The organism is Pseudomonas sp. CFBP 13710, assembly GCF_014842235.1.
Classification (GTDB): domain Bacteria; phylum Pseudomonadota; class Gammaproteobacteria; order Pseudomonadales; family Pseudomonadaceae; genus Aquipseudomonas; species Aquipseudomonas baltica.
Genome location: NZ_JACYVJ010000004.1, coordinates 422,524 through 445,662 on the forward strand (window position 1 = coordinate 422,524; position 23,139 = coordinate 445,662).

A 23,139-nucleotide genomic window follows, 5' to 3' on the forward strand; every position below is an offset into this window, starting at 1 on the left:
TCAACTCCCAAGGGTCGGTCAGGGGCGTTCAGTAGGTGTTCTTGCCATGCGCCTTTCGAAGAAGGCTGCAAACACTCATGTGCCGTTGAAAAGGGCCGAGTGACGGCGAAAATTCTCGAACGTGCCGGTGAAAAATACGCACGTCGAACAGTGGGATGCTCATCGACAGCAGCGCGTCACGTCAGGGGTGACATCGGTCATGAAAAGCTGTCGAGTCATGTCCATTTCAAGCGGTGTCTCGCCTTCGGCTTCACGGGCAAAGCGGGCGAACTATGCCGGAAACCTCAGGCGTATGTCCAGTTAAGCGCAATAGCCCGCACGTTGTCCGATGTTTGCGCAAAATTTGTGACTCGCTTGTCGGTTTCGGTCACCACCCGAGTCATGGATTGCCGGCGGGAGGTATTTTCCCGAGGAACGTTGCCGCATCGACTTCACCGACGACACGCGAGGCTGCCTGTTCATTGCCGTTGCCGTCGAAGAACAGCAATGCGGGCGGCCCGAACAGCTTGAAGCGATCGAGCAGGGCACGCTGTTCCGCGTTGCTCTGGGTGATGTCCAGGCGCACCTTGCGGTAACCCTGCAGCCCTGCGATCACCTGCGCATCGGTCAGCACTTCATGCTCGATGACCTTGCAGCTGATGCACCAGTCGGCATACCAGTCCAGTACCAGCGGTTGCCCGGCGGCAGTTGCCTGGCGCAGTGCCAGCTCGAAGCCTTCGGTGGTGGTGACCGTCTGCCAGGCGTCCTGCGCAGCCGTCGGGGCAGTCGCTGGTGCACCGGTCGTGGCCGGGCGCGCCAGCGGCTGGAACGGATCGGATTGGCCGCTCAAAGCGCCGTGCCAGCATGCCAGGGCATAAAACACGAAGGCCAGCCCGAGCACCTGTTGCAGACGCTGGCGCGCAGGTTTGGCCACCCACTCCAGAGCCCCCATGAACACACCGATGCCGGCTGCCAGCAGGCCGATCAGCAGCAGGGTCACGCTGCCTGGCAGCACCCGAGCGAGCAGGGCGATGGCCAGGCCCAGCAGCAAGACGCCGATGGCGTTCTTCACGGTCACCAGCCACGGCCCGCTTTTGGGCAGCCAGGCCGCGCCACCGGTAGCCACCAGCAGCAACGGCGCACCCATGCCCAGACCCAGTGCAAACAGTTTCAGTCCGCCCCCCAGGGCATCGCCGCTGGCGCTGATATAAAGCAGCGCACCGGCCAGCGGCGCCGATACGCACGGCGACACCAGCAGGCTCGACACGACCCCCAGCACGGCGGCTCCCCACAGCGAGCCGCCCTTGGCATTGCCGGCCACGCGGTCGAGGCGCTGGCTCACGGCAGCCGGCAGTTTGAGCTCGAACAGGCCGAACATGGCCAGCGCGAATACCACGAAGAACAGGGAGAACGGCACCAGCACCCACATCGACTGCAGCCGTGCCTGCAGGTTGAGTTCGGCGCCGAACTTGCCCATCAGCGCACCCAACAGGGCGAAACAGACGGCCATCGGCAGCACATAGGCCAGCGACAGGCTGAAGCCGCGCAGCCCGCCCACCTGCCCGCGCAGCACCACGCCGGACAAGATTGGCAGCATCGGCAGCACGCAGGGCGTGAAGGTCAGGCCGATACCGGTCAGAAAGAACAATGCCAATTCATGCCATTGCCAGCCTCCTGAGGCCCCGGCATCGCTCGCCACCGGGGCAGCCTGGCCGATGCCAGGTACGGAAAGGCGCTGGGTTTCCGGAGGGTAGCACAGGCCCTTGTCGGCGCAGCCCTGGAAGCCTACAGCCAGGGTGAAGGCGCGCGAGTCTCCGGCGGGGCGAGGGATCTTCACGTCGAGAATGCCGTGGTAGACCTCGACATCGCCGAAATACTCGTCGTGTTTCTGCTCGCCGGCCGGCAGTTGCGCGGCCCCCAGCGCGATGTCGGCAGGCTCGGCCTTGAATTCGAAGCGATGGCGGTAGAGATAGTAGCCTTCGGCAATCACGAAGCGCAGGGTGATGTCCTGCGCAGAAGCCTCTACCTGTTCGAGTTGGAACGCCTGGCCGACCGGCAGGAAGTCGGCGCCGTTGTTCAGCGAAGCACCGCCCAGAGTGGCGCTGGGCCGAGCGTCGAGCAGGCCGGAAGCCGCGACGGGCAGTGCGAAAACCAACAACAGAAGGCAAAGCAGGCGGCGCATGACAGTTCTCGAACAGCAATTGAGCGCGCATCATACTGGAGCGATGCGGTACTGCCGAATCGCCAGGGCCCGATTTCATGTAACAGGATGGGTCGCCCAGATAGGGTCGCCTGTACAGGGTCGCCCAGTCCGCTACAAGCCCTAGACCCTGAACGCCTGCACCGCCGTGCGCAATTCGCCACCCAGACGCAACAGATGCTCGCCCTGCGCGCGCCCTTGGCCGATGCGCAGCAGGTTGTCTTCACCCAAGCCATGAATGCGCTCGCCGTGCTCGCGAATCTCGCCCACGGCACCGCTTTGCTGCGCGGTTGAATCAGCGATGCGCACGGCGGTGGCAGAGATGGTCTGGATGGCCGCGACGATCTGCGCCAACGCCCCGTCCGCTGCCTGGGCCTGGCTGGCCGTCGCCTGGGCATGAACGACTTGGGCGCGCATGCCGTGCACGGACTCGCGCGCCGCCGTCTGCAGGTTGCCAATCAAGCTCTGGATCTGATGGGTCGCCCCGGTCGTGCGCGACGCCAGCGAACGGACCTCTTCGGCAACCACCGCGAAGCCGCGGCCCATTTCTCCGGCACGCGCCGCTTCGATTGCGGCATTGAGGGCCAGCAAGTTGGTCTGGTCGGCGATCGAGCGGATAACGGTCAGCACGCCACCGATGGTGGCCGACTCCTCGGCAAGCTGCTCGATCATCTGCGCGTTGCCCTGCACTTCACCCACCAGCGCATGCAGCCCTTTGAGGCTCTGCCCGATGACATGCTTGCCATGCTCCACCGCTTCGCCCGCCGATCGGCTGGCCGCAGCTGCCTGGCTGGCATCGTCCGCTACCTGGCCGATGGTTGCCTCCAGCTCGCCCAGCGCATCGCGAATCTGTGCGGTATCGCCGGCCTGACGCAGTGCCCCCTGGTGCAGGCCACCGCTGAGTTCGGCCAGTTGGTGACTGCTGCCGGCCACTTGCTCGGCGTTCTGGCGAATGGTGCCGACCAACGCGACCAGATACAGGCGCAAGCGGTTCAGAGACGCTTCGATGGCCTGTAACTCATGGTTGGTACGGCCCAGAGCGACGGGCTTGGCGAAATCCCCCTCGGCCCAGGTCGACAGGGCCGGATCCAGGCGTGTCAGCGCACCGGCCAGGCGGCGCTGCATGCGGTCGATGAGCAATGCGATCAACAGGATCAGGCCGATCATGGCCCCTTGCAGCAGACGCACTTCACCCTGGATTCTGGCGTGCTCCCCACGCACGGCCGGTTCCAGTTCGCTCAGGCCATGCTGGACTGCGCCGATGCGTTGCTGGGCGGCATCGGCCAGTTCGGTACGCCGCTGGATCAGCTCGCGGGTACGGCCCAGTTCGGCTGGATAGCGCGTCAGCAAGCTGGCCAGCTCACGCTTGAGGTCCACGCCATCATCCTGAGCCTCGCCGGTGTTTTCGTTCTGCAAACCCATCAGCGCCGCAAAGTCATCGGCCCCCGACGCGGTGGAGCTGGCCACGCCCAGCAGCGGCAGGCTTTGCAGCGTATCGGCCTGGGCCCTGATGCCGGCCAGTTCGCGCTCGACGTCCGCAGCCAGTTCGCTGCGCCCGCTGCTGATCATCTTCTCGCGTGCCAGGGACAGTTTTGCCAGGTGCTGGCTGGCAGGCAGCAGTGCCGCCTGATAGGGCCCGTTGCTCGCGGCATACCGAGCCAGTTGTTCCAACGTACCGCCCAGCTCGCGCTCGGCCTGCACCAGCAGCGCCTGTGGATCGCCCGCCAGCTTGCCGGCAGCGAGCAACTGCTCGGCAGTGAAGATCCTCAGCGCATCGGCATCGCCGTGCAGTGGGCCGCTCAGTTCACTGGGCAAGGTGGCGAGCCCCTCACGCAGCCGGATCAAGCCCTGGGTCGCTTCGGCATGGCGCAGCGCATCGCCGCTGTTCAGGTAATCCTGGACGTTGCGCACGACGTCGTCCTGAAACTGCCGGGACAGTTGCAGGTAGCGCTCCATCAACAGATAGGGTTTTTCCAGCGCCCGTTGCGACCACCACAGCGTCGCCGCCAGGGCGGTGCACACGGCGACCAGCAGCAGGGTGTTCAGATTGGTAAGCAGTTTCAGGCGCATGGGGGGCACTACCAACAGCGAAATGGTCAGTGCGTGAAGGTAGGGGCGGTCTGTTACAGACGCGTGACTTCAATCTGAAAAAGATGGCATATGGCCTGTATTTTAGGTCGGCCATTGAATTCGACGCTCAGACACATCCGGATGTCTTTACCGCGACTGCGACATGCCGATGCATCCTTTATAGTGGCGATACTGCCTTGCCTGGAAAACTTTGCCCATGGGAGGCACGTTAGCCGGGTGGCGAGGTCAGAACCCATGAATTCCGCGATAGAAAGGACATAAGTCATGCTGGACTGGAAGAATCGTGCGGGCAACGGCGGAGCACGCGAGCGTGCCGACAGCAGTGGCGGCCCACGCAGCCATGTCAAGAGCCTGCTGCTGAGCAAGGCCGTGCTGGGTGCGCTGGCTGTCTATCTGGTGGTGACCCTGTTGCTGGGCTGGTACTGGAGCGAAGAGCCCGAACTGTTCCCGGTGCAGCAGAATGCCCAGTCGGCCGCACAACGTGACGGCCGTCAGATGGTGGTCGGCTACACCACGGTGGAAACCCTCAAGACAGTGGCATCGACACTGCTGAACAAGCCGGGTGGCTACATTTCCAACGACCGCTTTCCGCCTGGCTTGTGGATGGACAACATGCCTAGCTGGGAATACGGTGTACTGGTCCAGGTCCGCGATCTGAGCCGTGCGCTGCGCAAGGACTTCGCTCGTTCGCAGTCGCAGTCCGCCGAAGACGCCGATCTGGCCCGCGCCGAGCCGCGCTTCAACTTCGACAACAAGAGCTGGGTGCTGCCTTCCAGCGAGTCCGAGTTCCAGGAAGGCATCAACCTGCTTACCCGCTACCAGAATCGGCTGTCCGATCCTAGCCAGACCAACGCATTGTTCTACACCCGTGCCGACAACCTGAACAACTGGCTGGGCGACGTCGGTACGCGTCTGGGCTCGTTGTCTCAGCGTTTGTCTGCCAGTGTCGGTCGCGTCAAGCTGAACACCACGCTCAAGACCGAAAGCGTGATTGCAGGCCAGGCGCCGCAGGTCGACGAAGAAATCGTCGAGACACCGTGGATGCAGATCGACAACGTGTTCTACGAGGCACGCGGTCAGGCCTGGGCGCTGTCGCATCTGCTGCGCGCTATCGAAGTCGACTTCGCCGATGTATTGGCGAAGAAGAATGCAACCGTCAGCGTGCGCCAGATCATCCGTGAACTGGAAGCGTCCCAGGCACCGGTATGGAGCCCGATGATTCTCAATGGCAGCGGTTTCGGCATGTGGGCGAACCACTCGCTGGTGATGGCCAACTACATCTCGCGGGCCAACGCCGCCGTCATCGACCTGCGCCAACTGCTGTCGCAGGGCTGAAGACATGCCGATCTCGACCCAGGAGGTCGAACATCGTGCAGCGTCCGATGCCGAGTCGATCGCCTGGGTCGACGAGTCCGATCAGCTGCTGGGGACCTTGCCCAGGTCAGAGCTGCGCGAACGTGGGCTGATCGGCCGCGGCACCTACATCCTCCTGTTCAACAGCCAGGGCGAGCTGTGCGTGCACCGGCGCACCTTGAGCAAGGCGATCTACCCTGGCTACTGGGACGTGGCTGCAGGTGGCATGGTGCAGGGCAACGAGACCTACATCGAATCAGCCGCGCGCGAACTCGAGGAAGAACTGGGTGTGCGTGGCGTCCAACTGATTGCACACGAGCATTTTCTGTTCGACCAGCCAGGCAACCGAGTCTGGTGTGCGGTGTTCTCCGCGGTTTGGGATGGCCCGCTGGAGCTGCAGCCCGAGGAAGTGCTGGAGGCCCGGTTCGTCCCGGTCCAGCAGGCTCTGGATGAGAGCACCACCGAGCCCTATTGCCCCGATTCTTTGGCTGCATTGCTGCGATTCCTAACCTGCCGGGACAACGCCTGACTCCGTGCAGCATCATGTAGGAGCGGCCATCGGCCGTGAATCACACGACGCGGCTCGCCTGATAGACCACGCTGTGCTTTTCGCGGCCACTGACCGCTCCTACGTGCATCCCCTGCGCCCTGTAGGAGCGGCCATCGGCCGTGAATCACACGACGCGGCTCGCCTGATACACCACGCTGTGCTTTTCGTGGCCACTGACCGCTCCTACGTGCATCCCCTGCGCCCTGTAGGAGCGGTCATCGGCCGCGAAACGGGCATCGCGGTATTCCCTGTACAGCCTCGCACTTCATGAAATCATTCGATCCTCGGCAATTGCCTCCACCAGGCACTTAGCATGCACCCGGTTTCCCGCTAAACTGCTCGGCCTGATCCACTTCACATGAGGCATGCCGGTGGCCAAGAAAGCCGCATCCTTCGCCGCCCTCGGCGGCCTGGTGTTCTCCACCGACAGCGGTCGGCATTGTCCGGACTGCCGTCAGCCCATCGACGCCTGCACCTGCAAGCAAACGGCCGTGCCCGAGGGCGACGGCATCGCCCGTGTGCGGCGCGAAAGCAAAGGTCGCGGCGGCAAGACCGTGACCACCATCACCGGTGTCCCACTCCCGGCCGATGCGCTCAAGGAGCTGGCGACCACCCTCAAGCGCCGTTGCGGCACAGGCGGTGCGTTGAAAGACGGCGTCATCGAAATCCAGGGCGACCATGTCGAGCTGCTGCTCGCCGAGCTGGTCAAGCAGGGCTTCAAGGCCCGCAAGTCCGGTGGTTGAGCCGCACACCCTGTAAACTTGAAGTACTCGCCGGGGTCTACCCCAGCAGGCGCAGCAATCGTCATCTTTACCCTCTACACTGCGCAGGGCCCCACGGCCCGCGACAACCGACTTTTTTCATAGGGGACCTCGATGTCCGTACGACGCACACGTAAAGACGATGGCAGCCAATGGACCGTGGCCGACAGCCGCAGCGTTTATGGCATTCGCCACTGGGGCGCTGGTTATTTCGCCATCAACGAGGCCGGCCGTGTCGAGGTTCGTCCGAACGGCCCGGACAGCTCGCCGATCGATCTTTACGAGCAGGTCGACCAACTGCGCAAGAGCGGCCTGTCGCTGCCGCTGCTGGTGCGCTTCCCCGATATCCTGCAAGACCGCGTACGCCAGTTGACCGGTGCATTCGATGCCAACATCGCTCGCCTGGACTACCAGAGTCGCTACACCGCGCTGTATCCGATCAAGGTGAACCAGCAGGAAGCGGTGGTGGAAAACATCATCGCCACCGAAGGCGTGTCGATCGGCCTGGAAGCCGGCTCCAAGCCGGAGCTGCTGGCCGTGCTGGCCCTGGCGCCCAAGGGCGGGACCATCGTCTGCAATGGCTACAAGGACCGCGAATTCATCCGCCTGGCCCTGATCGGCCAGAAGCTGGGTCACAACGTCTTCATCGTCATCGAGAAAGAGTCCGAAGTGGCGCTGGTGATCGAAGAGGCCGCCGAGCTCAAGGTCAAGCCGCAGATCGGTCTGCGCGTGCGCCTGTCGTCCCTGGCTTCGAGCAAGTGGGCCGACACCGGCGGTGAGAAATCCAAGTTCGGCCTGTCTGCGGCCCAATTGCTGTCGGTCGTCGAGCGCTTCCGCGAAGCGGGCGTGGACCAGGGCATCCGCCTGCTGCACTTCCACATGGGCTCGCAGATCGCCAACCTGGCGGACTACCAGCACGGTTTCAAAGAAGCCATTCGCTATTACGGCGAGCTGCGTTCGCTGGGCCTGCCGGTCGATCACATCGATGTGGGCGGCGGCCTGGGTGTGGACTACGACGGCACTCACTCGCGCAATGCCAGCTCGATCAACTACGACATGGACGACTACGCCGGTGTCGTGGTGGGGATGCTCAAGGAGTTCTGCGATGCCCAGGGCATGCCGCATCCGCACATCTTCTCGGAGAGTGGCCGCTCGCTGACTGCGCACCACGCCATGCTGGTGGTGCAGGTCACCGACGTCGAGCGTCACAACGACGAAGTGCCCGAGATCGTCGACAAGCAAAGCCTGCCCGAAACCCTGCAGTGGCTGGTCGATCTGCTGGGTCCGACCGACATCGAGATGGTCACTGAAAACTACTGGCGCGCGACCCACTACATCAGCGACATCGCGGCGCAGTACGCCGACGGCAAGGTCACCCTGGCGCAGAAGGCCCTGGCCGAACAGTGCTACTTCGCCGTGTGCCGCCGCCTGCACAACTCGCTCAAGGCCCGCCAGCGCTCGCATCGCCAGGTGCTGGACGAGCTCAACGACAAGCTCGCCGACAAGTACATCTGCAACTTCTCGGTGTTCCAGAGCCTGCCCGATACCTGGGCCATCGGCCAGGTCCTGCCGATCCTGCCGCTGCACCGTCTCGACGAGGAGCCACTGCGCCGCGCCGTACTGCAGGACCTGACCTGCGATTCCGACGGCAAGATCAAGCAGTACGTCGATGAACAGAGCATCGAAACCAGCCTGCCGGTGCACGCCGTCAACCAGGGCGAGGATTACCTGCTGGGTATCTTCCTGGTCGGCGCGTACCAGGAGATCCTCGGTGACATGCACAACCTGTTCGGTGACACCGACTCGGTGAACATCTATCAGCGCCAGGACGGCAGCGTCTACAGCGCCGGCATCGAAACCCACGACACCATCGAAGACATGCTGCGCTACGTGCATCTGTCTCCCGAAGAGTTGATGACGCATTACCGCGACAAGGTTGCCAGCGCCAAGATCACCGCGCGCGAGCGCACCCAGTACCTGGACGCCTTGCGCCTGGGCTTGACGCGTTCTTCTTACCTGTCGTCGTAACGAGTGGGTCTGGTTGCCCGGCTCCTCGCGCTCGCCGCCCTGCTGGGGCTGCTAAGCGCTTGTTCCGGGCTGCACACTCTGGATGCCGTGACGGCGTCCGGCGGCTACCAGCTCACGCAGGGCGTGGCCTACGGCGCCGATCCGCGGCAGAAGCTAGACGTGTACCGTCCCACTCGACCACTGCCGGAAACCCCGGTGGTGGTTTTTTTCTATGGGGGTACCTGGAACAGCGGCGAGCGAGGCGACTATCGTTTCGTCGCCCAGGCGTTGGCCGCCCGTGGGTTGCTGGTGGTGGTCGCCGACTACCGCCTCTATCCACAGGTGCGCTATCCCAGCTTTCTCGAAGACGGCGCCGATGCCGTTGCCTGGACCTATCGAAACATTGCTCGGTACGGTGGCGACGTTCGCCGTCTGTTCGTGATGGGCCACAGCTCCGGCGGCTACAACGCCGCCATGCTCGCCCTCGACCGGCATTGGCTGCGCGATGCGGGCGTGCCGGCCAATGCCTTGCGCGGCTGGATCGGCCTGGCCGGCCCCTATGATTTCTTGCCGATCGAGAATCCCGAAGCCAAGCCGGTATTCTTCTTCCCCGATTCACCGCCCCAATCGCAACCCATCAACCAGTCTTTGGCAGGCTCGCCCCCGGCACTGTTGATCGCCGCCACGCACGACAGCACCGTCGACCCCGTGCGCAATAGTGAGGGCCTGGCCCGCCGGCTGCGCGCCGCCGGCGTCCCCGTGCAGGAGCGCTATTACCGGCGCCTGAACCATCGCACCCTGATCGCCTCCTTTGCCTGGCCACTGCGCTGGCTGGCACCCGTGCTGGAGGACGTCGAGCGGTTCGTCAAGGCCAAGCCTGGAGCAGCGGAAGTCCGTTTGCGCGAATAAATGAATCTTGCCGGTTCGCCGCAGACGTTATTGTCAGATTTTATTATGGTAGATGCTGAAAGTGCGGGGTGCAGAGGTCATTGAGCCAGAGCCTGGCGCGTTTCAGGGTGAGGGCGGAATCTTACAGTTGCAAAAGCCTTGGAAGCAGCGCCCAAGCATTCTGCTATTATCAAAATTCCATATGGAAAAAGCCCGCTCTATGGCAGGCTTTTTCTGTGAGGTCAAAGGCTCACTGGTATTTATCTTCGATCTTGCGCTTTTCTAGTGTGTAGGCTTTCAGATCGATCTCATTGGTGGTGAGTTTGGAGTCAAGCTCATTCATGTCACGTTTTCTCAAACTGGCGACATGCTCTCTGCTAGCGTGATAGTTCAAAGTTTCGGCAGCGTCGTAGCCGCTGACCGGGTCCCATAGAATGGACGCTGGCCACAGAAGCAGGTTGACGACGCCCCAGCCATAGGCGCGGCCATAAAACGACCCACCGCCAGGCAATAGCCCAAGGCCGGCACCGAGGACGGGTTGTTTGACTTCCACGGCGAGGTTTTTGGCGCGGAGCATGGCAAGTTCGGATTGCTGGGCGGAGTTGAGTCCGCTCGCGCAGCCAGTGGTCAATACGATAAGCGTGGCGGCAAACAAACTGCGAAGTTTAGGCATCCCTATTCCTTATTTACGGATTTCCAATCGATAGTGAAGTGGAAGGCGGCGTAGTCTATAGGCAGGATATGAATATGTATCGCTTGTCAGCGTGATTTTAACTAATGGTTACAGTTGGCTGGAGGCGGAGTCGTGAAAGTGCAGGGAAGGCCTTGTTACCTCTAGTAATGATCTCGCGAAGTTTTGCTGTACTCTATGCAGATTGGATGTTGACTCTTCCTGTTATAAGAAAGTGCCGGCATTGACCAACAACGTTTAGCTGATTGATTGTCAGTTTATCGTATTGAAATTCTTGCCATAGGGATATATGGGTGCTGTTCGAGGTATAGAAGCTGTGAACGGAGTGTGGAACATCGTTCATACCCATCCGCTACGATACCCATTCATCCCTGCGCTGCAATCGCCAAGCAATCCACCCCAGCGTCGCCGCACGCAGCGCCATGAACAGCAGGAAACTGATCCACAGGCCATGATTCCCGAACCCGGTGCTCCACCAGCCGATCGGCAACATCACCGCTACGCTGACCAGCATGGCATTGCGCATCTCCCGGGCGCGGGTGGCGCCGATGAACAGGCCGTCCAGCAGGTAGCTGCCTACCGCAATCAGCGGCAGCACCGCCAGGTATGGCAGGAACGGGTAGGCCGCCTCGCGGACACTGGCAATATCGGTCTGCAGGTTGATGAACACATGCCCGCCCAGCAGAAACAGTACGGCAAACCCGCCGCTGGCAATCAGCGACCACCCCAGGGACACCACCATCGAGCGGCGCAGCGTCTGCCGATCGCGCGCACCGATGGCGTGGCCGCACAAGGCTTCGACCGCATGGGCCAGGCCATCCAGCGCATAGGCAGTTATCAACAGGCCATTGAGCAATAGCGCATTGGCGGCCACAGTGGCGTCGCCGAAGCGGGCGCCCTGGATGGTGATCAGCAGAAAGACCCCGGACAGCGCCAGACTGCGCAGGAAAATATCGCGGTTGACCCCCAGCAGCGGGCGCCAGTTGCGCCATGACCTCAGCGCCGCCCAGGCCATAGCTCCCGGATACGCTCGCAGGGAGGGCCGGGTAAGTGCCAGGCCGAGCAGGGCGCCGACCCATTCGGCTATCACCGAGGCGCGCGCCGAGCCGATCACGCCCCAGTCCAGGCCGAGCACGAACCACAGGTTAAGGGCGATGTTGACCAGGTTGGTGGTCAGCAGCAGCTGCAACGGCGCGCGGGCATTCTGGGTACCAAGGAACCAGCCGATCAAGGCGTAGCTGGCCAGCGCGGCAGGCAGCCCCAGCAGACGTGTCTGGAAGAAATCGTGGGTGGCTTGTTCCAGTGCCGCAGACGGCGCCATGAAGCTCAGGGCCAGATGGCTGAAGGGCAGCGCCAGCACGCATAGCAGCAAGGAGAACAGCAGGCCGAGGGCCAGACCCTGCACCAGAATCTGGCGCAGTGCACGACCATCACGGCGTCCGGCAGCCTGTGCGGCGAACCCCGTGGTGCCCATGCGCAGAAAACTCATCAGCGACACCATGAAGGTGAATAGGCTGCCCCCCACGGCCACTGCGCCCAACTGGTGGGCATGGGGCAGATGGCCGATCACCGCGCTGTCCACCAGCGTCACCAGGGGCACCGACAGGTTGGACAGGATCATCGGCGCAGCCAGGGCCCAGACCCTCTTGTGAGTAGGGCGATGGCGCCAATCGGTCAGTAGGATGGACATGTAAGCTCCGAAGTCGGGGCCGCGATTGTAGCCCACCCCACTGTAGGAGCGGTCCGTGGCCGCGAAGAATACGCTGCGATACCCCTGACACACCGCAGCGCTCATTTCGCAGCCGATGACGGCTCCCACAGGATGATCGCAATCCTTGTAGGAGCGGTCCGTGGCCGCGAAGGAATCCGCGCGGTATACCCTACACACTTCACTACACTTGTCTCAGCCGGTAACCCCGGCCACGAAACCATCAATATTGATATATATTCCCAGCCTTGCTTTTCACTGCCTTGGGTACCTCGAATTGAACAAAGGACTGTTTCTGGCCTGCGCCCTGGCCCTGCTTGGCGGGTGCGATTCATCGACATCGCAGAAACCTGCCGAGCCCTCGCCCCCTGCTGCCGTGAATGCGGTGCCCAAGCCTGCGGCGAGCGTCGATCTGCCGGCCCTGGCGCAACGCTACAAGGGCCGTGAACTCGCCGTAGCCGACGCCTCCGAAGTCCAGCTGGACGGTGCCAGCACCCTTTCAGTGACCTTCACCGCACCGCTGGATCCCAAGCAGAACTTCGCCGACAAGGTTCACTTGGTCGACAGCACCCGCGGCAAGCTGGACGGCGCCTGGGAACTGTCCGACAACCTCATGGAGTTGCGCTTTCGCCACCTGGAGCCCAAGCGCAAGCTGGTGCTCACGGTCGATGCCGGGCTGCTCTCCGTGAACCAGAACACCCTGGGTGCGCCACACACCGTTCGTCTTGAAACCCGAGACCTGCAACCCACCGTGGGCTTCGCCAGCCGCGGCTCGTTGTTGCCCACCCGGCTGGCCGAAGGCTTGCCGGTCATTGCCCTGAATGTCGACAAGGTCGACGTCGAGTTCTTCCGCGTACGACCCGAGCAACTGCCGGCCTTTCTCAGCCGCTGGGGCCGCAACAGCAGCCTGCAAAGCTACGAATCGCGCGAGCTGTTGCCCATGGCCGAACTGGTCTACGGGGGTCGCTTCGATCTCGATCCCGCACGCAATACCCGCGAGACCCTGCTGTTGCCCCTCGGCGGCATCAAGCCATTGCAGCAACCGGGCGTCTATCTGGCGGTGATGCGTGCCTCCGGCAGCTACGACTATGCGCAGCCGGCGACGTTGTTCACCCTCAGCGATATCGGCCTGTCCGTGCATCGCTATGCCGACCGCATGGATGTATTCACCCAGGCCCTGGAGGGCGGCAAGGCCTTGGCCGACGTCAGCCTGCAGTTGCTCGACGCCCAGGGCCGGGTCATCGGCGAAGGCAAGACCGACGCCGCCGGCCATGCCGAACTCGCCTCGCCGGTGAAAGCCGAAGTATTGCTGGCGCATCAGGGCGACCAGACCAGCCTGCTGCGCTTGAACACTGCGGCACTGGATCTGGCCGAGTTCGACATCGCCGGAGCCAAGGCACACCCGTTGCAGTTTTTCGTGTTCGGTCCGCGAGACCTCTACCGTCCCGGTGAAACCGTGCTGCTCAATGCCCTGTTGCGCGACAACGACGGGCACCCGGTCAAACCGCAACCGGTAAGCGTCGAGGTGCGCCGCCCGGACGACCAGCTCAGTCGCAAATTCGTCTGGCAGCCAGACGCCTCCGGCCTGTATCAGTACCAGTTGCCACTGGCTGGCGAAGCGCCGACCGGGCGCTGGCAACTGCTGCTCGACCTGGGCGACGGCAAGCCTCAGGTTCACGAATTCCAGGTGGAAGATTTTCTCCCCGAGCGCATGGCGCTGGACCTCAAGGGCGCGGACACGCCCATCGCGCCCGCCGATGCGCTGGCTGTCGAGGTGACCGGCCGCTATCTGTACGGCGCGCCGGCTGCGGGCAATCGTTTGAGCGGCCAGGTTTACGTGCGTCCGCTGCGCGAAGCGGTGTCGACGCTGCCCGGGTTCCAGTTCGGCTCGCTGACCGAAGGCGAGCTCAGTCAGGACCTGGAGCTGGACGAGACCACCCTCGACGCGCAAGGCAGGGCGACTCTGGCCATCGACAGCCGCTGGAGCGAAACCAGGTCCCCGCTGCAGGTCGTGCTGCAAGCCAGCCTGCAGGAATCCGGTGGCCGGCCCATCACCCGTCGCCTGGTGCAACCGGTATGGCCTGCGGACCGCCTGCCCGGTGTGCGAGGAACGTTCGAAGGCGAGAACGTGGACGGCGATGGACCGGCCGAGTTCGAATTGCTCGTCGCCGACGTTCAGGGTCGCAAGCTGGCTGCCGATGCTCTCAAGGTACGCCTGGTGCGCGAGCGTCGCGATTACTACTGGAACTACTCCGAAAGCGACGGCTGGAGCTACAACTACAACGAAAAATACCTGAACCTGAGCGAGGAAACCGTTGCAGTTGCCGAGGGTGGCACCGCCAAGGTCAGCTTTCCCGTTGAGTGGGGGCCGTACCGGGTCGAGGTCGAAGATCCGCAAACCGGGCTGGTCAGCAGCCTGCGTTTCTGGGCCGGCTACAGCTGGCAGGACAACACCGAAGGCGGCGCGGTACGCCCCGATCAGGTCAAGCTCGCCCTGGACAAACCCCACTACGCAGATGGCGATACGGCCAGGGTGACAGTGACGCCGCCCGCCGCCGGTACCGGCTATCTGCTGGTGGAGTCCGCCGAGGGCCCCTTGTGGTGGCAGGAGATCGACGTACCCGCCGAAGGCAAGGCCTTCGACATCAAGGTCGATCCGAAATGGGCCCGCCATGACCTCTACATCAGCGCGCTGGTGGTCCGCCCCGGCGAACGCAAGGCCAACGTCACCCCCAAGCGTGCGGTCGGCCTGCTGCACCTGCCGCTCGATCGCGCCCCACGCAAGCTGGCGGTGACTCTCGACGCGCCTGCGAGCATGCGCCCGCAGCAGCCCCTCACGGTCAAGGTGACGGCCCGCAACAGCGACGGCAGCATCCCACGTCAGGCCCATGTGCTATTGGCGGCGGTGGACGTAGGTATCCTCAATATCACCCAGTACGCCACCCCCGATCCTTTCGCTGCGCTGTTCGGCCGCAAGGGCTATGGCGTCGACCAACTGGATATCTATGGGCAGTTGATCGAAGCGGGGCAGGGCCGGCTGGCCAGCCTGGCGTTCGGTGGCGACGCGGCCGATTTGGCCAAGGGCGGCAAGCGCCCGCAGACCAGCGTCACCATCGTTGCGTTGCAAAGCGCTCCGGTGACGTTGAACGAGCAAGGCGAGGGGCAGATGACCCTCGATATCCCGGACTTCAACGGCGAACTGCGCGTGATGGCCCAGGCCTGGACCGATGATCGCTTCGGCATGGCCGAGGCGCGCACGGTGGTCGCCGCGCCGCTGGTTGCAGAACTGTCCGCGCCGCGCTTCCTGGCCGGTGGCGACCAGGCCCGCATTGCGCTCGACATCACCAACCTCACCGAACGAGCGCAAACCCTGACCGTGCAGGTGAGCGCAGACGGCCCGTTGACCCTGCTGGACGCCCCCCGGCAACCGCTGCAACTGGCCAAGGGGCAACGTCAGACCCTGCACGTGCAGGTACAGGCTACGGGCGGGTTGGGCCAAGGGCACATCAAGGTACGGATCGACGGCCTGAACCTCCCCGGCGAAACCTTGCCTGCCATTACCCGGGATTGGACCCTGGGCGTGCGTCCCGCCTATCCGGCGTTGGTCAGGCATCTGCGCAACGTGCTCAAGGATCAGCCCTGGACGCTTCCCGCCGGTGCCCTGTCGCCCTTCGAGCCCGCTGGGCGCGAAGCCCTGCTCAGCCTGTCGAACCGGCCGCCGCTGAACATCGGCGAGCAGATCAAGGCGCTCAAGGCGTACCCCTACGGCTGCCTCGAGCAGACCGTCAGTGGCCTCTATCCGTCGCTGTATTCCGATGCCGCCAGCCTGAAAAAGCTAGGTGTGGAAAGCAACACCGACGCCGAGCGCACGCGCAAGATGGACATCGGTATCGAGCGGCTGCTGGGCATGCAGCGCTACAACGGCAGCTTCGGCCTGTGGGGTGCGGATGGCGAGGAAGAGTACTGGCTGACTGCCTACGTGACCGATTTCCTCCTGCGTGCCCGTGATCAGGGCTACGCCGTACCGCCCGAGCCCGTGAAGAAAGCCAGCGAGCGACTGTTGCGCTATCTGCAGGAGCGCGATTTGATCGAGGCTGACTACAGCGACAATCTCGACCACACCCGCTTTGCGGTCCAGGCCTATGCCGGCCTGGTGCTGGCGCGTAGCCAACAGGCACCGCTAGGCGCACTGCGCAGCCTGTTCGAACGGCGCAGCGATGCGCGCTCGGGCCTGCCACTGGTGCAATTGGCGATCGCCCTGCAGAAAATGGGTGATCAGCCCCGTGCCGATCAGGTACTGCAAGCCGGTCTGGCGGCAGCACGCAACGACAGCGACTGGCTCGGCGACTATGGCAGCCCGCTACGTGACCAGGCGTTGATCCTGGCCTTGCTGCAGGAGAACGATCTGAGCAAAGCCACACTCGAAGAGCGCCTGTTCACCCTCTCGGATATGCTCGCCAGCAGCAGTTGGCTATCGACCCAGGAGCGCAATGCCTTGTATCTGGCCGGTCGCAATGCGCTGGCCTTGCCCGAGCAGGCCTGGACTGCCCAGGTACAAAGCGCCGACGTCAGTCACCTGTTGAGTGACGCCCAGCCGGCGCTGAAACTGGCGGACGGCGCGCTGTCCGAGTCGCTCACCGTTACCAGCCAGGCACAACAGCCGCTGTATCAGCAGGTGACGCTGTCGGGCTATCCGGTACGGCCGCCGGCGCCGCAGCAAGACAATCTGTCGATCCGTCGCCAATACCTGGGCCTGGACGGCGAGCCGCTCAAGCTCGATACCCTCAAGAGTGGCGAGCTGGTGCTGGTGCATCTGGTGGTGGGCGCCAAGCAGCGCGTGCCCGATGCCCTGGTCGTCGACCTGCTGCCCGCTGGCCTGGAAATCGAAAACCAGAACCTGGCGCAAAGTGCCGCCAGCCTGGATAACGCCAGCAGCAGCGTCCGGCAGTGGCGTGAGTCGATGCAAAACGCCAATCTGCAGCATCAGGAGTTTCGCGATGACCGCTACGTGGCCGCACTCAAGCTCGATGGTTATGGCAGCACCCACCTGCTGTATCTGGCGCGTGCGGTAACGCCGGGTATCTACAAGGTACCGCCACCGCAGGTGGAATCGATGTACCGGCCCAACTGGCAGGCTGTCGGTGCTACGCCAGCGGACCTGACGGTACGCCCGAGGTGAGGCCGGGCAGGGGCAGCGAACGGCTGCCCTTGCCATTCGACCCATGGCTCACTGAATGATCCAGCTCAGCAACCACAGGCCCAGTACGGCCCAGATGACACCCATGATGATCGATGCACGCATGAAAGCCCGGACGGCGGAGTACAGGAACAGCAAGCCGACGATCAACGCGGCGATGGTAACGACATTGGTGTCCATGCCCAGGGTCCTCGACAGGCCGTCGACGAAATTTCCGCCCGCGTTGCCGAGCAGGCTGAACAGCCAGCTCAGGCTGTCTACCACCCAGCGAATGATTGCGCCCAGGGCCTGCCCCAGCCACTCGAAAAAGCCTTCTACATGCATAGTTGCGTCCTGATTCGGTTAGTGGCATTCATGCCATTGTGCCCCCTTTGGCCATGCGCCAGCGAACCAAGTTCCCGACAGCGCCAGCAAGGTTGGCGCACTTGAGCCGCAGCTTTGCAGTTTTTCCGAAAACGCGTCGAGGCAGATTCATGCGCCGTGCGCTGTTGGCGATTTGTGTGCCGGTCGTTCTTCTGTGGCTGGCCGATCGCCTCTGGCCACTACCGTTGCCCCGGGATGATCTGGCGCGCGTGGTACTTGCCGAGGACGGCACACCGCTGTGGCGTTTCGCCGATGCCGAAGGGGTATGGCGATATCCGGTCAGCGTGGACCAGGTTTCGCCCTATTATCTCGAAGCTTTGCTGACCTACGAGGACCGCTGGTTCTACCAGCATCCAGGGGTCAACCCGCTGGCACTGGCTCGTGCTGCCTGGCTCAACCTCAGCGGCGGTCGGGTGTTGTCGGGCGGCAGTACGTTGTCGATGCAGGTGGCGCGCTTGCTCGATCCGCATTCACGGACCTTCTCCGGCAAACTGCATCAGTTATGGCGAACCGCGCAGCTGGAGTGGCACCTGAGCAAGACGCAGATTCTCACGCTGTACCTGAACCGCGCGCCATTCGGCGGCACCTTGCAGGGTGTGGCGGCGGCCAGTTGGGCGTATCTGGGCAAGTCGCCTGCGCAGCTCACCCGGAGCGAAGCCGCCTTGCTGGCGGTGTTGCCCCAAGCGCCCAGCCGCCTGCGTCCCGACCGCCATCCGCAGCAGGCGCAAGCCGCTCGCAACAAAGTGCTGAAGCGCATGGCCGAGCACGGCGTGTGGCCCATTGCACAGTTACGCGAAGCACAACAGGAGCCTTTGTTGCTGGCCCCGCGCCAGGAGCCGGCGTTGGCGCCATTGCTGGCCAGGCGCCTGAACCGCAACGACAGCCCGCCGCTCATCCACACCTTGATCGACGCCAGCCTGCAACGGCGCCTGGAAGACCTGCTGCTGGGCTGGCGTGCGCGGCTGCCCGAGCGAACCTCGGCGGCCATCCTGGTGGTGGATGCGCAGACCATGGCCGTGCGTGCCTACCTGGGCTCGGTGGACTTGGCCGATGACCGGCGCTTCGGTCACGTCGACATGGTCAGTGCTGTCAGGTCGCCAGGCTCCACGCTCAAGCCGTTTCTTTACGGCATGGCCATGGATGCCGGCCTGATTCACTCCGAGTCTCTGTTGCAGGATGTCCCGCGCCGCTACGGTGATTACCGCCCCGGCAATTTTTCCGCAGGGTTCAGCGGTCCGGTCGCGGCCAGTTCGGCGCTGGCCCTGTCGCTCAATCTGCCAGCGGTGCAGGTGCTCGAGGCGCTGGGTCCCAAGCGCTTTGCCGCGCAGTTGCGCAACGGCGGCCTGCACCTGAGCTGGCCCGTGGCCGCCGAGCCCAACCTGGCGATGATCCTGGGCGGGATGGGCAGTCGGCTCGACGATCTGGTCGCCGCCTACAGTGCTTTCGCCCGCAGCGGCAACAGTGCCTCACTGCGTTGGCAACCGCAGGATGTACTGCGCGAGCGGCCGATGATGTCGGCGGGCGCGGCGTGGATCGTGCGGCGCATCCTCAGCGGGCAGGCACGCCCGGATCAAGACCTGCACGCCGAACTCGTCCAGCGTCCGGCGCTGGCCTGGAAGACCGGTACCAGTTACGGTTTTCGTGACGCCTGGTCGATCGGCATCGGGCCGCGTTATCTGATCGGAATATGGATCGGTCGCCCGGATGGCACCCCGGTACCCGGCCAGTTCGGCCTGGCTTCGGCCGCGCCGTTGATGCTGCAGGTACACGACGTCCTGAGCAACCGCGATGCGCAGCGGGCCATCTCGACGCCTGTCCAGCGCGTACCGTCCAGCGTCGGCGTGGCTGCGATATGCTGGCCGCTGGGTCAAGCACTGGATCGCCGCGACCCCAACTGTCGGCGCCAGCGCTTTGCCTGGACACTGGACAAGACCATCCCGCCCACTTTGCAGGCGCTGGACCAACCGCTGGGTACCGGGCTGCAGGAACAGGTCTGGCTCTCGCCTGCAGGGCTGCGCACCAGTGCCTCCTGCCCCGGCGCCCAGGCACGCTCCATCGCCCTGTGGCCGGCCGCACTCGAACCCTGGCTGGCCAAGGCCGAACATCGCCGGATGCGGGTGCCGGACTCGGATCCACAATGCCCCGCGCCACCGTTGCCGGCCATGGCACCCTTGTCGATCGTCGGCGTGCGCAGCGGTGATCGGCTGCGCCATCCGGCCGCCGATGCCGGCCCGCTGCGGATACACCTCGAAACGCTCGGCGGGCAGGGGCAGCGTTGGTGGTTCATCAATGGCATGCCCCAGCAAAGCAGTGCGCAGGGCACTGGCCTGAACGCGGTGTTCGAGCGCACGGGACGTTATCAGGTCACGGTGCTGGACGAGGCGGGGCAGACTGCCAGGGCCGAGCTGACCGTGGTGGACTGAGCCTGTCGGATGCCAACCCGGCATATCAGCTCAGCCAGAACAATGTCTGCACGAACCCTGCCAGCAGAAACGGGGTGAGCGGCAGCACGGCTGCCGACTCGGGGTTCAGGTACTCCACCTTGCGCCTATAGCGAATGCTCAAGCGGTACCAGATCATCGGTGACACGAAGACCCACAGCACCAGGGCCACGATACCGCCGATCAGCGTGCCAACCAGGTGACTGCTGTCCGAAGCCAGCGCCAATGCCCAGAGCAGCTTGACCTCGCCACAGCTCAGGCGGCCATTGAGGTAGCCAGGCAAGGTCAACGCCATGCTCAATACCAGCGCTGCGGCCGCCTCGACCATGCTCGAGCCGATCCAGGTATGCCCGGTGGCGAACAGGCACACCAGCGCCAGCACCCCTGCGCCGACGGTCAGTTTGTCGGCGATGCGCCGGTGCCGGATGTCCTGCTCGGCGCACAGGGTAAACCACAGGAGAAGAACGAGACTTGGCATGGCAGCACCCACTTGAATACGGCAGTGGCTCACTTCTGAAACAGACCTTGTGTTTCAGATTAGACGCCTGACGCTGACGATGGGGTTGCTGCGACACTTTTTTTGCTGCTGGCGGCAGGCTCAGCGAGGCGGGTAGGTGGACAGGATGTCGTTCACCGCCTTCTGGATGACAGTGCTGCGCTCGCTCGGCGAAACGGCATTGTCGTTGACCAGTTGCTCGGTACTGCCGCGCCACACCAGCTTGCCGTCCCGTGCATCGAGCATGTCCAGCTGCAGGGTCGCGACCTTGTAATCGACGCTGCGTGTTTCGTTCATGGCGGGCGAGGCCCAATACGGACCCCAGTAGCCCCCACCCCAGCCACCGCCATAATTGGTGGTGACCTGCTGCTGACGGTTGTCGACGATCAAGTAGGCTTGCAGCGTGACGTCGGCACGGCCACCGGCAGCCGCTGGGCGCAGTCCACGCTGGTCGAGCTGACTGCTCACGGCCTGGCGGATGCGCTGCTCGGTGAGGTCGCTGCGCACCCGTGGATCGTCCGGCCGATATTGCACCGCCGGCTCTTTCCAGGCCCAGCTGCGGTAGGCCGCGAAGTCACGGCTGGCATCGAAATCATGATTGACTCGAGGGGTTTGACAGGCGCTCAGCAACAGCGCCAGCGGTAGAACGGCAAGGCGACGCAACATGGTGAAATCTCCTGTGGGTCAGGACGGAGGATAAGCCGTCAGCGCTTTTTGCACAGCGTTGCGTAACGCCTCGTTACGATCGCTCAGGCTGCCCTGGCTGCTGGTTTCAGCACTTGCGCTCCAGACGGGCTGGCCGCTCTTGCCGTCGAACAGGTCGATGCGCACCACCATCACCTGGATCTGGTAGGTGCGTACCACCGGATAGCTGCCATAGCCGCCATAGCCGCCATAGCGGTCGTAGCGATCATAGCCGCCGTAACCGCGTCCGTAGCCGGCACCGTAGCCGACATCGTCGCGGGTTTGTTGCAGGCGGGTTTCCATGCGCAGGCTGGTGCCGACCCGCAAGTCGGCGTTGTCGCCACTGCGTTGGGGGCGCAAGCCGCGCTGGTCGAGGGCATTGCTGACCGCTTCGGCGATCTGCGCAGAGTCCGCCCAACTGGTTCCGGCCGGTAGCTGCCCGTTGGCCCAGGCCCAATTGCGATACCGGGCATAGTCGCGCGGAGGCGCGGGGTAGGCACTGGCATCGAACGTCTGCGCTGCCTGCGGGGGGGCAGGTGGCAGGGGCCTGGAGCTGGCGACATAGGGATTGGTGCTCTGGCAGGCCGCCAGGGTCAGGCAAACAGCGGATAGGGACAGGCGACGCATGGCAGTCTCCGAAATACCGGTCAAGCGGGGCGGCAGATCCAGTGCAGGTAGCGACCCAGACCGGCAAACGCCGGATGTCGCCGATGGGCAAGCTCCATTGTCACCAGTTGTTCCAAGTCGGCGCGCTTCTGGAAATCGATGGGCATGTAGTCGTGGAACACGCGCACACCGCTTCTGGATTCGACACGCCAAGCGCCGTCAAGTTGCGCGGCCAGTTCGCGCGGGTCCAATGGCTGCTGAGGCGTAAGGCTCTGCTTTTCGCCTGCCAGTTCATTGCTGTTCAGTTTGCGAAAGTGACCCTTGAGCAGATTGCGGTAAACCAGCGCATCGCGGTTGTAGAACGCCAATGACAGCCAGCCGTTGGCGGCAGTCAGCGAATGCAGGACGGGCAGAATGGCATGGGGCTCGGCCAGCCATTCCAGCACGGCGTGGCAGATCACCAGGTCGAATGCGGGCAATCCGAGCGCGGGCAGCTGCTGCCAGGACGCCTGGATGAACGTGGCGCTCTGGCCCGCTGCCGCGAAGCGCGCGCGCGCGCCCTCGAGCATCGGTTCGGCCGGTTCGCTGAAGGTGACCTGGTGACCTTGCTCGGCCAGCCACAAGGCCATATGGCCCAGGCCGCCGCCAATGTCCAGCACGCGCAGGGAGCGCTGAGGCAGGGCTTCGCGCAGGTCGGCCTGGAGCACGGCAAGGCGGATCGCGCCCTTGGCGCCGCCATAGATCTTTTCGGCAAAGCGGGTCGCCAGTTGATCGAAATGGCGATCGTTCATCGAGCGAACCGCCGCTCGCTGTCAGCGAGTTTGGCGCGTACCACCTGGTCCATGTCCAGGCCCAGTTCGCTGCACAGCAGCAACAGGTACAGCACCACGTCACCGACTTCTTGGCCGGCATGTTCGAGCTGCTCGGCCGACAGTTGTCGTGACTGGTCTTCGGTCAGCCACTGGAAGATTTCCAGCAGCTCGGACATTTCCACGCTGGCCGCCATTGCGAGGTTCTTCGGGCTGTGAAAGCGCCGCCAATCGTTGTTTTCGCGTATCTGGTGGAGGCGTTGGGTAAGTGCGTCTAGGTTCATTGCAAAGCTCCTGAAGGCGCATAGCTTCAAG

At 63.7% G+C, this 23,139-nt stretch carries 17 protein-coding genes; 7 read left to right on the plus strand and 10 right to left on the minus strand.

Annotated features, from left to right (window positions below; translation table 11 throughout):
• Positions 1-379 precede the first annotated feature (379 nt).
• Entirely contained in the window at positions 380-2,161 is a 1,782-nt protein-coding gene (locus tag IFT44_RS12865) for a protein-disulfide reductase DsbD (RefSeq protein WP_192175990.1), read from the minus strand.
• 141 nt (positions 2,162-2,302) lie between these two features.
• Positions 2,303-4,249, minus strand: coding sequence for a methyl-accepting chemotaxis protein (locus IFT44_RS12870; protein WP_192137614.1), 1,947 nt, complete (start codon positions 4,247-4,249; stop codon positions 2,303-2,305).
• Positions 4,250-4,534: 285 nt separating this feature from the next.
• On the opposite strand from IFT44_RS12870, the gene IFT44_RS12875 reads away from it, so the two are divergent.
• The 5 genes from IFT44_RS12875 (at position 4,535) to IFT44_RS12895 (ending at position 9,850) form a co-directional block, all read left to right on the plus strand.
• On the plus strand, positions 4,535-5,605 hold the full coding sequence (locus tag IFT44_RS12875; RefSeq protein ID WP_122480304.1) for a DUF2333 family protein: 1,071 nt from the start codon (positions 4,535-4,537) through the stop codon (positions 5,603-5,605).
• A 4-nt stretch (positions 5,606-5,609) separates the two neighbouring features.
• Entirely contained in the window at positions 5,610-6,152 is a 543-nt protein-coding gene (locus IFT44_RS12880; protein WP_192059125.1) for an NUDIX hydrolase, read from the plus strand.
• Positions 6,153-6,544: 392 nt separating this feature from the next.
• Positions 6,545-6,916: a translation initiation factor Sui1 gene (locus tag IFT44_RS12885; RefSeq protein ID WP_122796597.1), complete on the plus strand. Its 372-nt coding sequence runs from the start codon at positions 6,545-6,547 to the stop codon at positions 6,914-6,916.
• A 132-nt stretch (positions 6,917-7,048) separates the two neighbouring features.
• Entirely contained in the window at positions 7,049-8,962 is a 1,914-nt protein-coding gene (speA, locus tag IFT44_RS12890; RefSeq protein ID WP_122480302.1) for an arginine decarboxylase, read from the plus strand.
• 3 nt (positions 8,963-8,965) lie between these two features.
• Positions 8,966-9,850: an alpha/beta hydrolase gene (locus IFT44_RS12895; protein WP_446730950.1), complete on the plus strand. Its 885-nt coding sequence runs from the start codon at positions 8,966-8,968 to the stop codon at positions 9,848-9,850.
• 229 nt (positions 9,851-10,079) lie between these two features.
• Here the strand turns inward: IFT44_RS12895 and IFT44_RS12900 are convergent, their stop codons facing one another.
• On the minus strand, positions 10,080-10,502 hold the full coding sequence (locus IFT44_RS12900) for a hypothetical protein (RefSeq protein WP_192059128.1): 423 nt from the start codon (positions 10,500-10,502) through the stop codon (positions 10,080-10,082).
• A gap of 370 nt (positions 10,503-10,872) precedes the next feature.
• Positions 10,873-12,210, minus strand: a complete 1,338-nt coding sequence (locus tag IFT44_RS12905) for an MATE family efflux transporter (protein WP_192059130.1) — start codon at positions 12,208-12,210, stop codon at positions 10,873-10,875.
• 295 nt (positions 12,211-12,505) lie between these two features.
• Between IFT44_RS12905 and IFT44_RS12910 the strand changes: the two genes are divergently transcribed.
• Complete coding sequence (locus IFT44_RS12910; RefSeq protein WP_192175991.1) at positions 12,506-17,407, plus strand: alpha-2-macroglobulin family protein; 4,902 nt, start codon at positions 12,506-12,508, stop codon at positions 17,405-17,407.
• 48 nt (positions 17,408-17,455) lie between these two features.
• On the opposite strand, the gene IFT44_RS12915 is transcribed toward IFT44_RS12910, so the two are convergent.
• The gene (locus tag IFT44_RS12915) at positions 17,456-17,749 is read right to left on the minus strand and encodes a hypothetical protein (protein WP_122480298.1); all 294 of its coding nucleotides are present in this window, start codon (positions 17,747-17,749) and stop codon (positions 17,456-17,458) included.
• 53 nt (positions 17,750-17,802) lie between these two features.
• On the opposite strand from IFT44_RS12915, the gene pbpC reads away from it, so the two are divergent.
• On the plus strand, positions 17,803-20,211 hold the full coding sequence (gene pbpC / locus IFT44_RS12920) for a peptidoglycan glycosyltransferase PbpC (protein ID WP_446730951.1): 2,409 nt from the start codon (positions 17,803-17,805) through the stop codon (positions 20,209-20,211).
• 25 nt (positions 20,212-20,236) lie between these two features.
• Here the strand turns inward: pbpC and IFT44_RS12925 are convergent, their stop codons facing one another.
• The 5 genes from IFT44_RS12925 to IFT44_RS12945 all read right to left on the minus strand — a co-directional run bounded on the left by IFT44_RS12925 (position 20,237) and on the right by IFT44_RS12945 (position 23,108).
• The gene (locus tag IFT44_RS12925; protein WP_192059136.1) at positions 20,237-20,707 is read right to left on the minus strand and encodes a prepilin peptidase; all 471 of its coding nucleotides are present in this window, start codon (positions 20,705-20,707) and stop codon (positions 20,237-20,239) included.
• A 120-nt stretch (positions 20,708-20,827) separates the two neighbouring features.
• Positions 20,828-21,391, minus strand: a complete 564-nt coding sequence (locus tag IFT44_RS12930; protein ID WP_122480295.1) for a DUF4136 domain-containing protein — start codon at positions 21,389-21,391, stop codon at positions 20,828-20,830.
• An 18-nt stretch (positions 21,392-21,409) separates the two neighbouring features.
• Positions 21,410-22,036 (minus strand): DUF4136 domain-containing protein, encoded by a 627-nt coding sequence (locus tag IFT44_RS12935; protein WP_192175993.1) that lies wholly within the window; start codon positions 22,034-22,036, stop codon positions 21,410-21,412.
• A gap of 20 nt (positions 22,037-22,056) precedes the next feature.
• Complete coding sequence (locus tag IFT44_RS12940) at positions 22,057-22,806, minus strand: methyltransferase (protein ID WP_192175994.1); 750 nt, start codon at positions 22,804-22,806, stop codon at positions 22,057-22,059.
• Positions 22,803-23,108 carry a MazG-like family protein gene (locus tag IFT44_RS12945; protein WP_122480292.1) on the minus strand — a complete coding sequence of 102 codons (306 nt, stop codon included), beginning with the start codon at positions 23,106-23,108 and terminating at the stop codon, positions 22,803-22,805. Before IFT44_RS12945 ends, IFT44_RS12940 begins: the two co-directional genes overlap by 4 nt.
• Between the last annotated feature and the right edge of the window lie 31 nt (positions 23,109-23,139).

Excerpts from the sequence above, each read along its gene's own strand:
- IFT44_RS12865 (WP_192175990.1), bottom strand. The coding sequence starts at position 2,161 with ATGCGCCGCCTGCTTTGCCTTCTGTTGTTGGTTTTCGCACTGCCCGTC.
- IFT44_RS12900 (WP_192059128.1), bottom strand. The coding sequence starts at position 10,502 with ATGCCTAAACTTCGCAGTTTGTTTGCCGCCACGCTTATCGTATTGACC.
- IFT44_RS12925 (WP_192059136.1), bottom strand. The coding sequence starts at position 20,707 with ATGCCAAGTCTCGTTCTTCTCCTGTGGTTTACCCTGTGCGCCGAGCAG.
- pbpC (WP_446730951.1), top strand. The coding sequence starts at position 17,803 with ATGCGCCAGCGAACCAAGTTCCCGACAGCGCCAGCAAGGTTGGCGCAC.
- IFT44_RS12940 (WP_192175994.1), bottom strand. The coding sequence starts at position 22,806 with ATGAACGATCGCCATTTCGATCAACTGGCGACCCGCTTTGCCGAAAAG.
- speA (WP_122480302.1), top strand. The coding sequence starts at position 7,049 with ATGTCCGTACGACGCACACGTAAAGACGATGGCAGCCAATGGACCGTG.
- IFT44_RS12880 (WP_192059125.1), top strand. The coding sequence starts at position 5,610 with ATGCCGATCTCGACCCAGGAGGTCGAACATCGTGCAGCGTCCGATGCC.
- IFT44_RS12875 (WP_122480304.1), top strand. The coding sequence starts at position 4,535 with ATGCTGGACTGGAAGAATCGTGCGGGCAACGGCGGAGCACGCGAGCGT.
- IFT44_RS12930 (WP_122480295.1), bottom strand. The coding sequence starts at position 21,391 with ATGTTGCGTCGCCTTGCCGTTCTACCGCTGGCGCTGTTGCTGAGCGCC.
- IFT44_RS12915 (WP_122480298.1), bottom strand. The coding sequence starts at position 17,749 with ATGCATGTAGAAGGCTTTTTCGAGTGGCTGGGGCAGGCCCTGGGCGCA.
- IFT44_RS12935 (WP_192175993.1), bottom strand. The coding sequence starts at position 22,036 with ATGCGTCGCCTGTCCCTATCCGCTGTTTGCCTGACCCTGGCGGCCTGC.
- IFT44_RS12945 (WP_122480292.1), bottom strand. The coding sequence starts at position 23,108 with ATGAACCTAGACGCACTTACCCAACGCCTCCACCAGATACGCGAAAAC.
- IFT44_RS12905 (WP_192059130.1), bottom strand. The coding sequence starts at position 12,210 with ATGTCCATCCTACTGACCGATTGGCGCCATCGCCCTACTCACAAGAGG.
- IFT44_RS12870 (WP_192137614.1), bottom strand. The coding sequence starts at position 4,249 with ATGCGCCTGAAACTGCTTACCAATCTGAACACCCTGCTGCTGGTCGCC.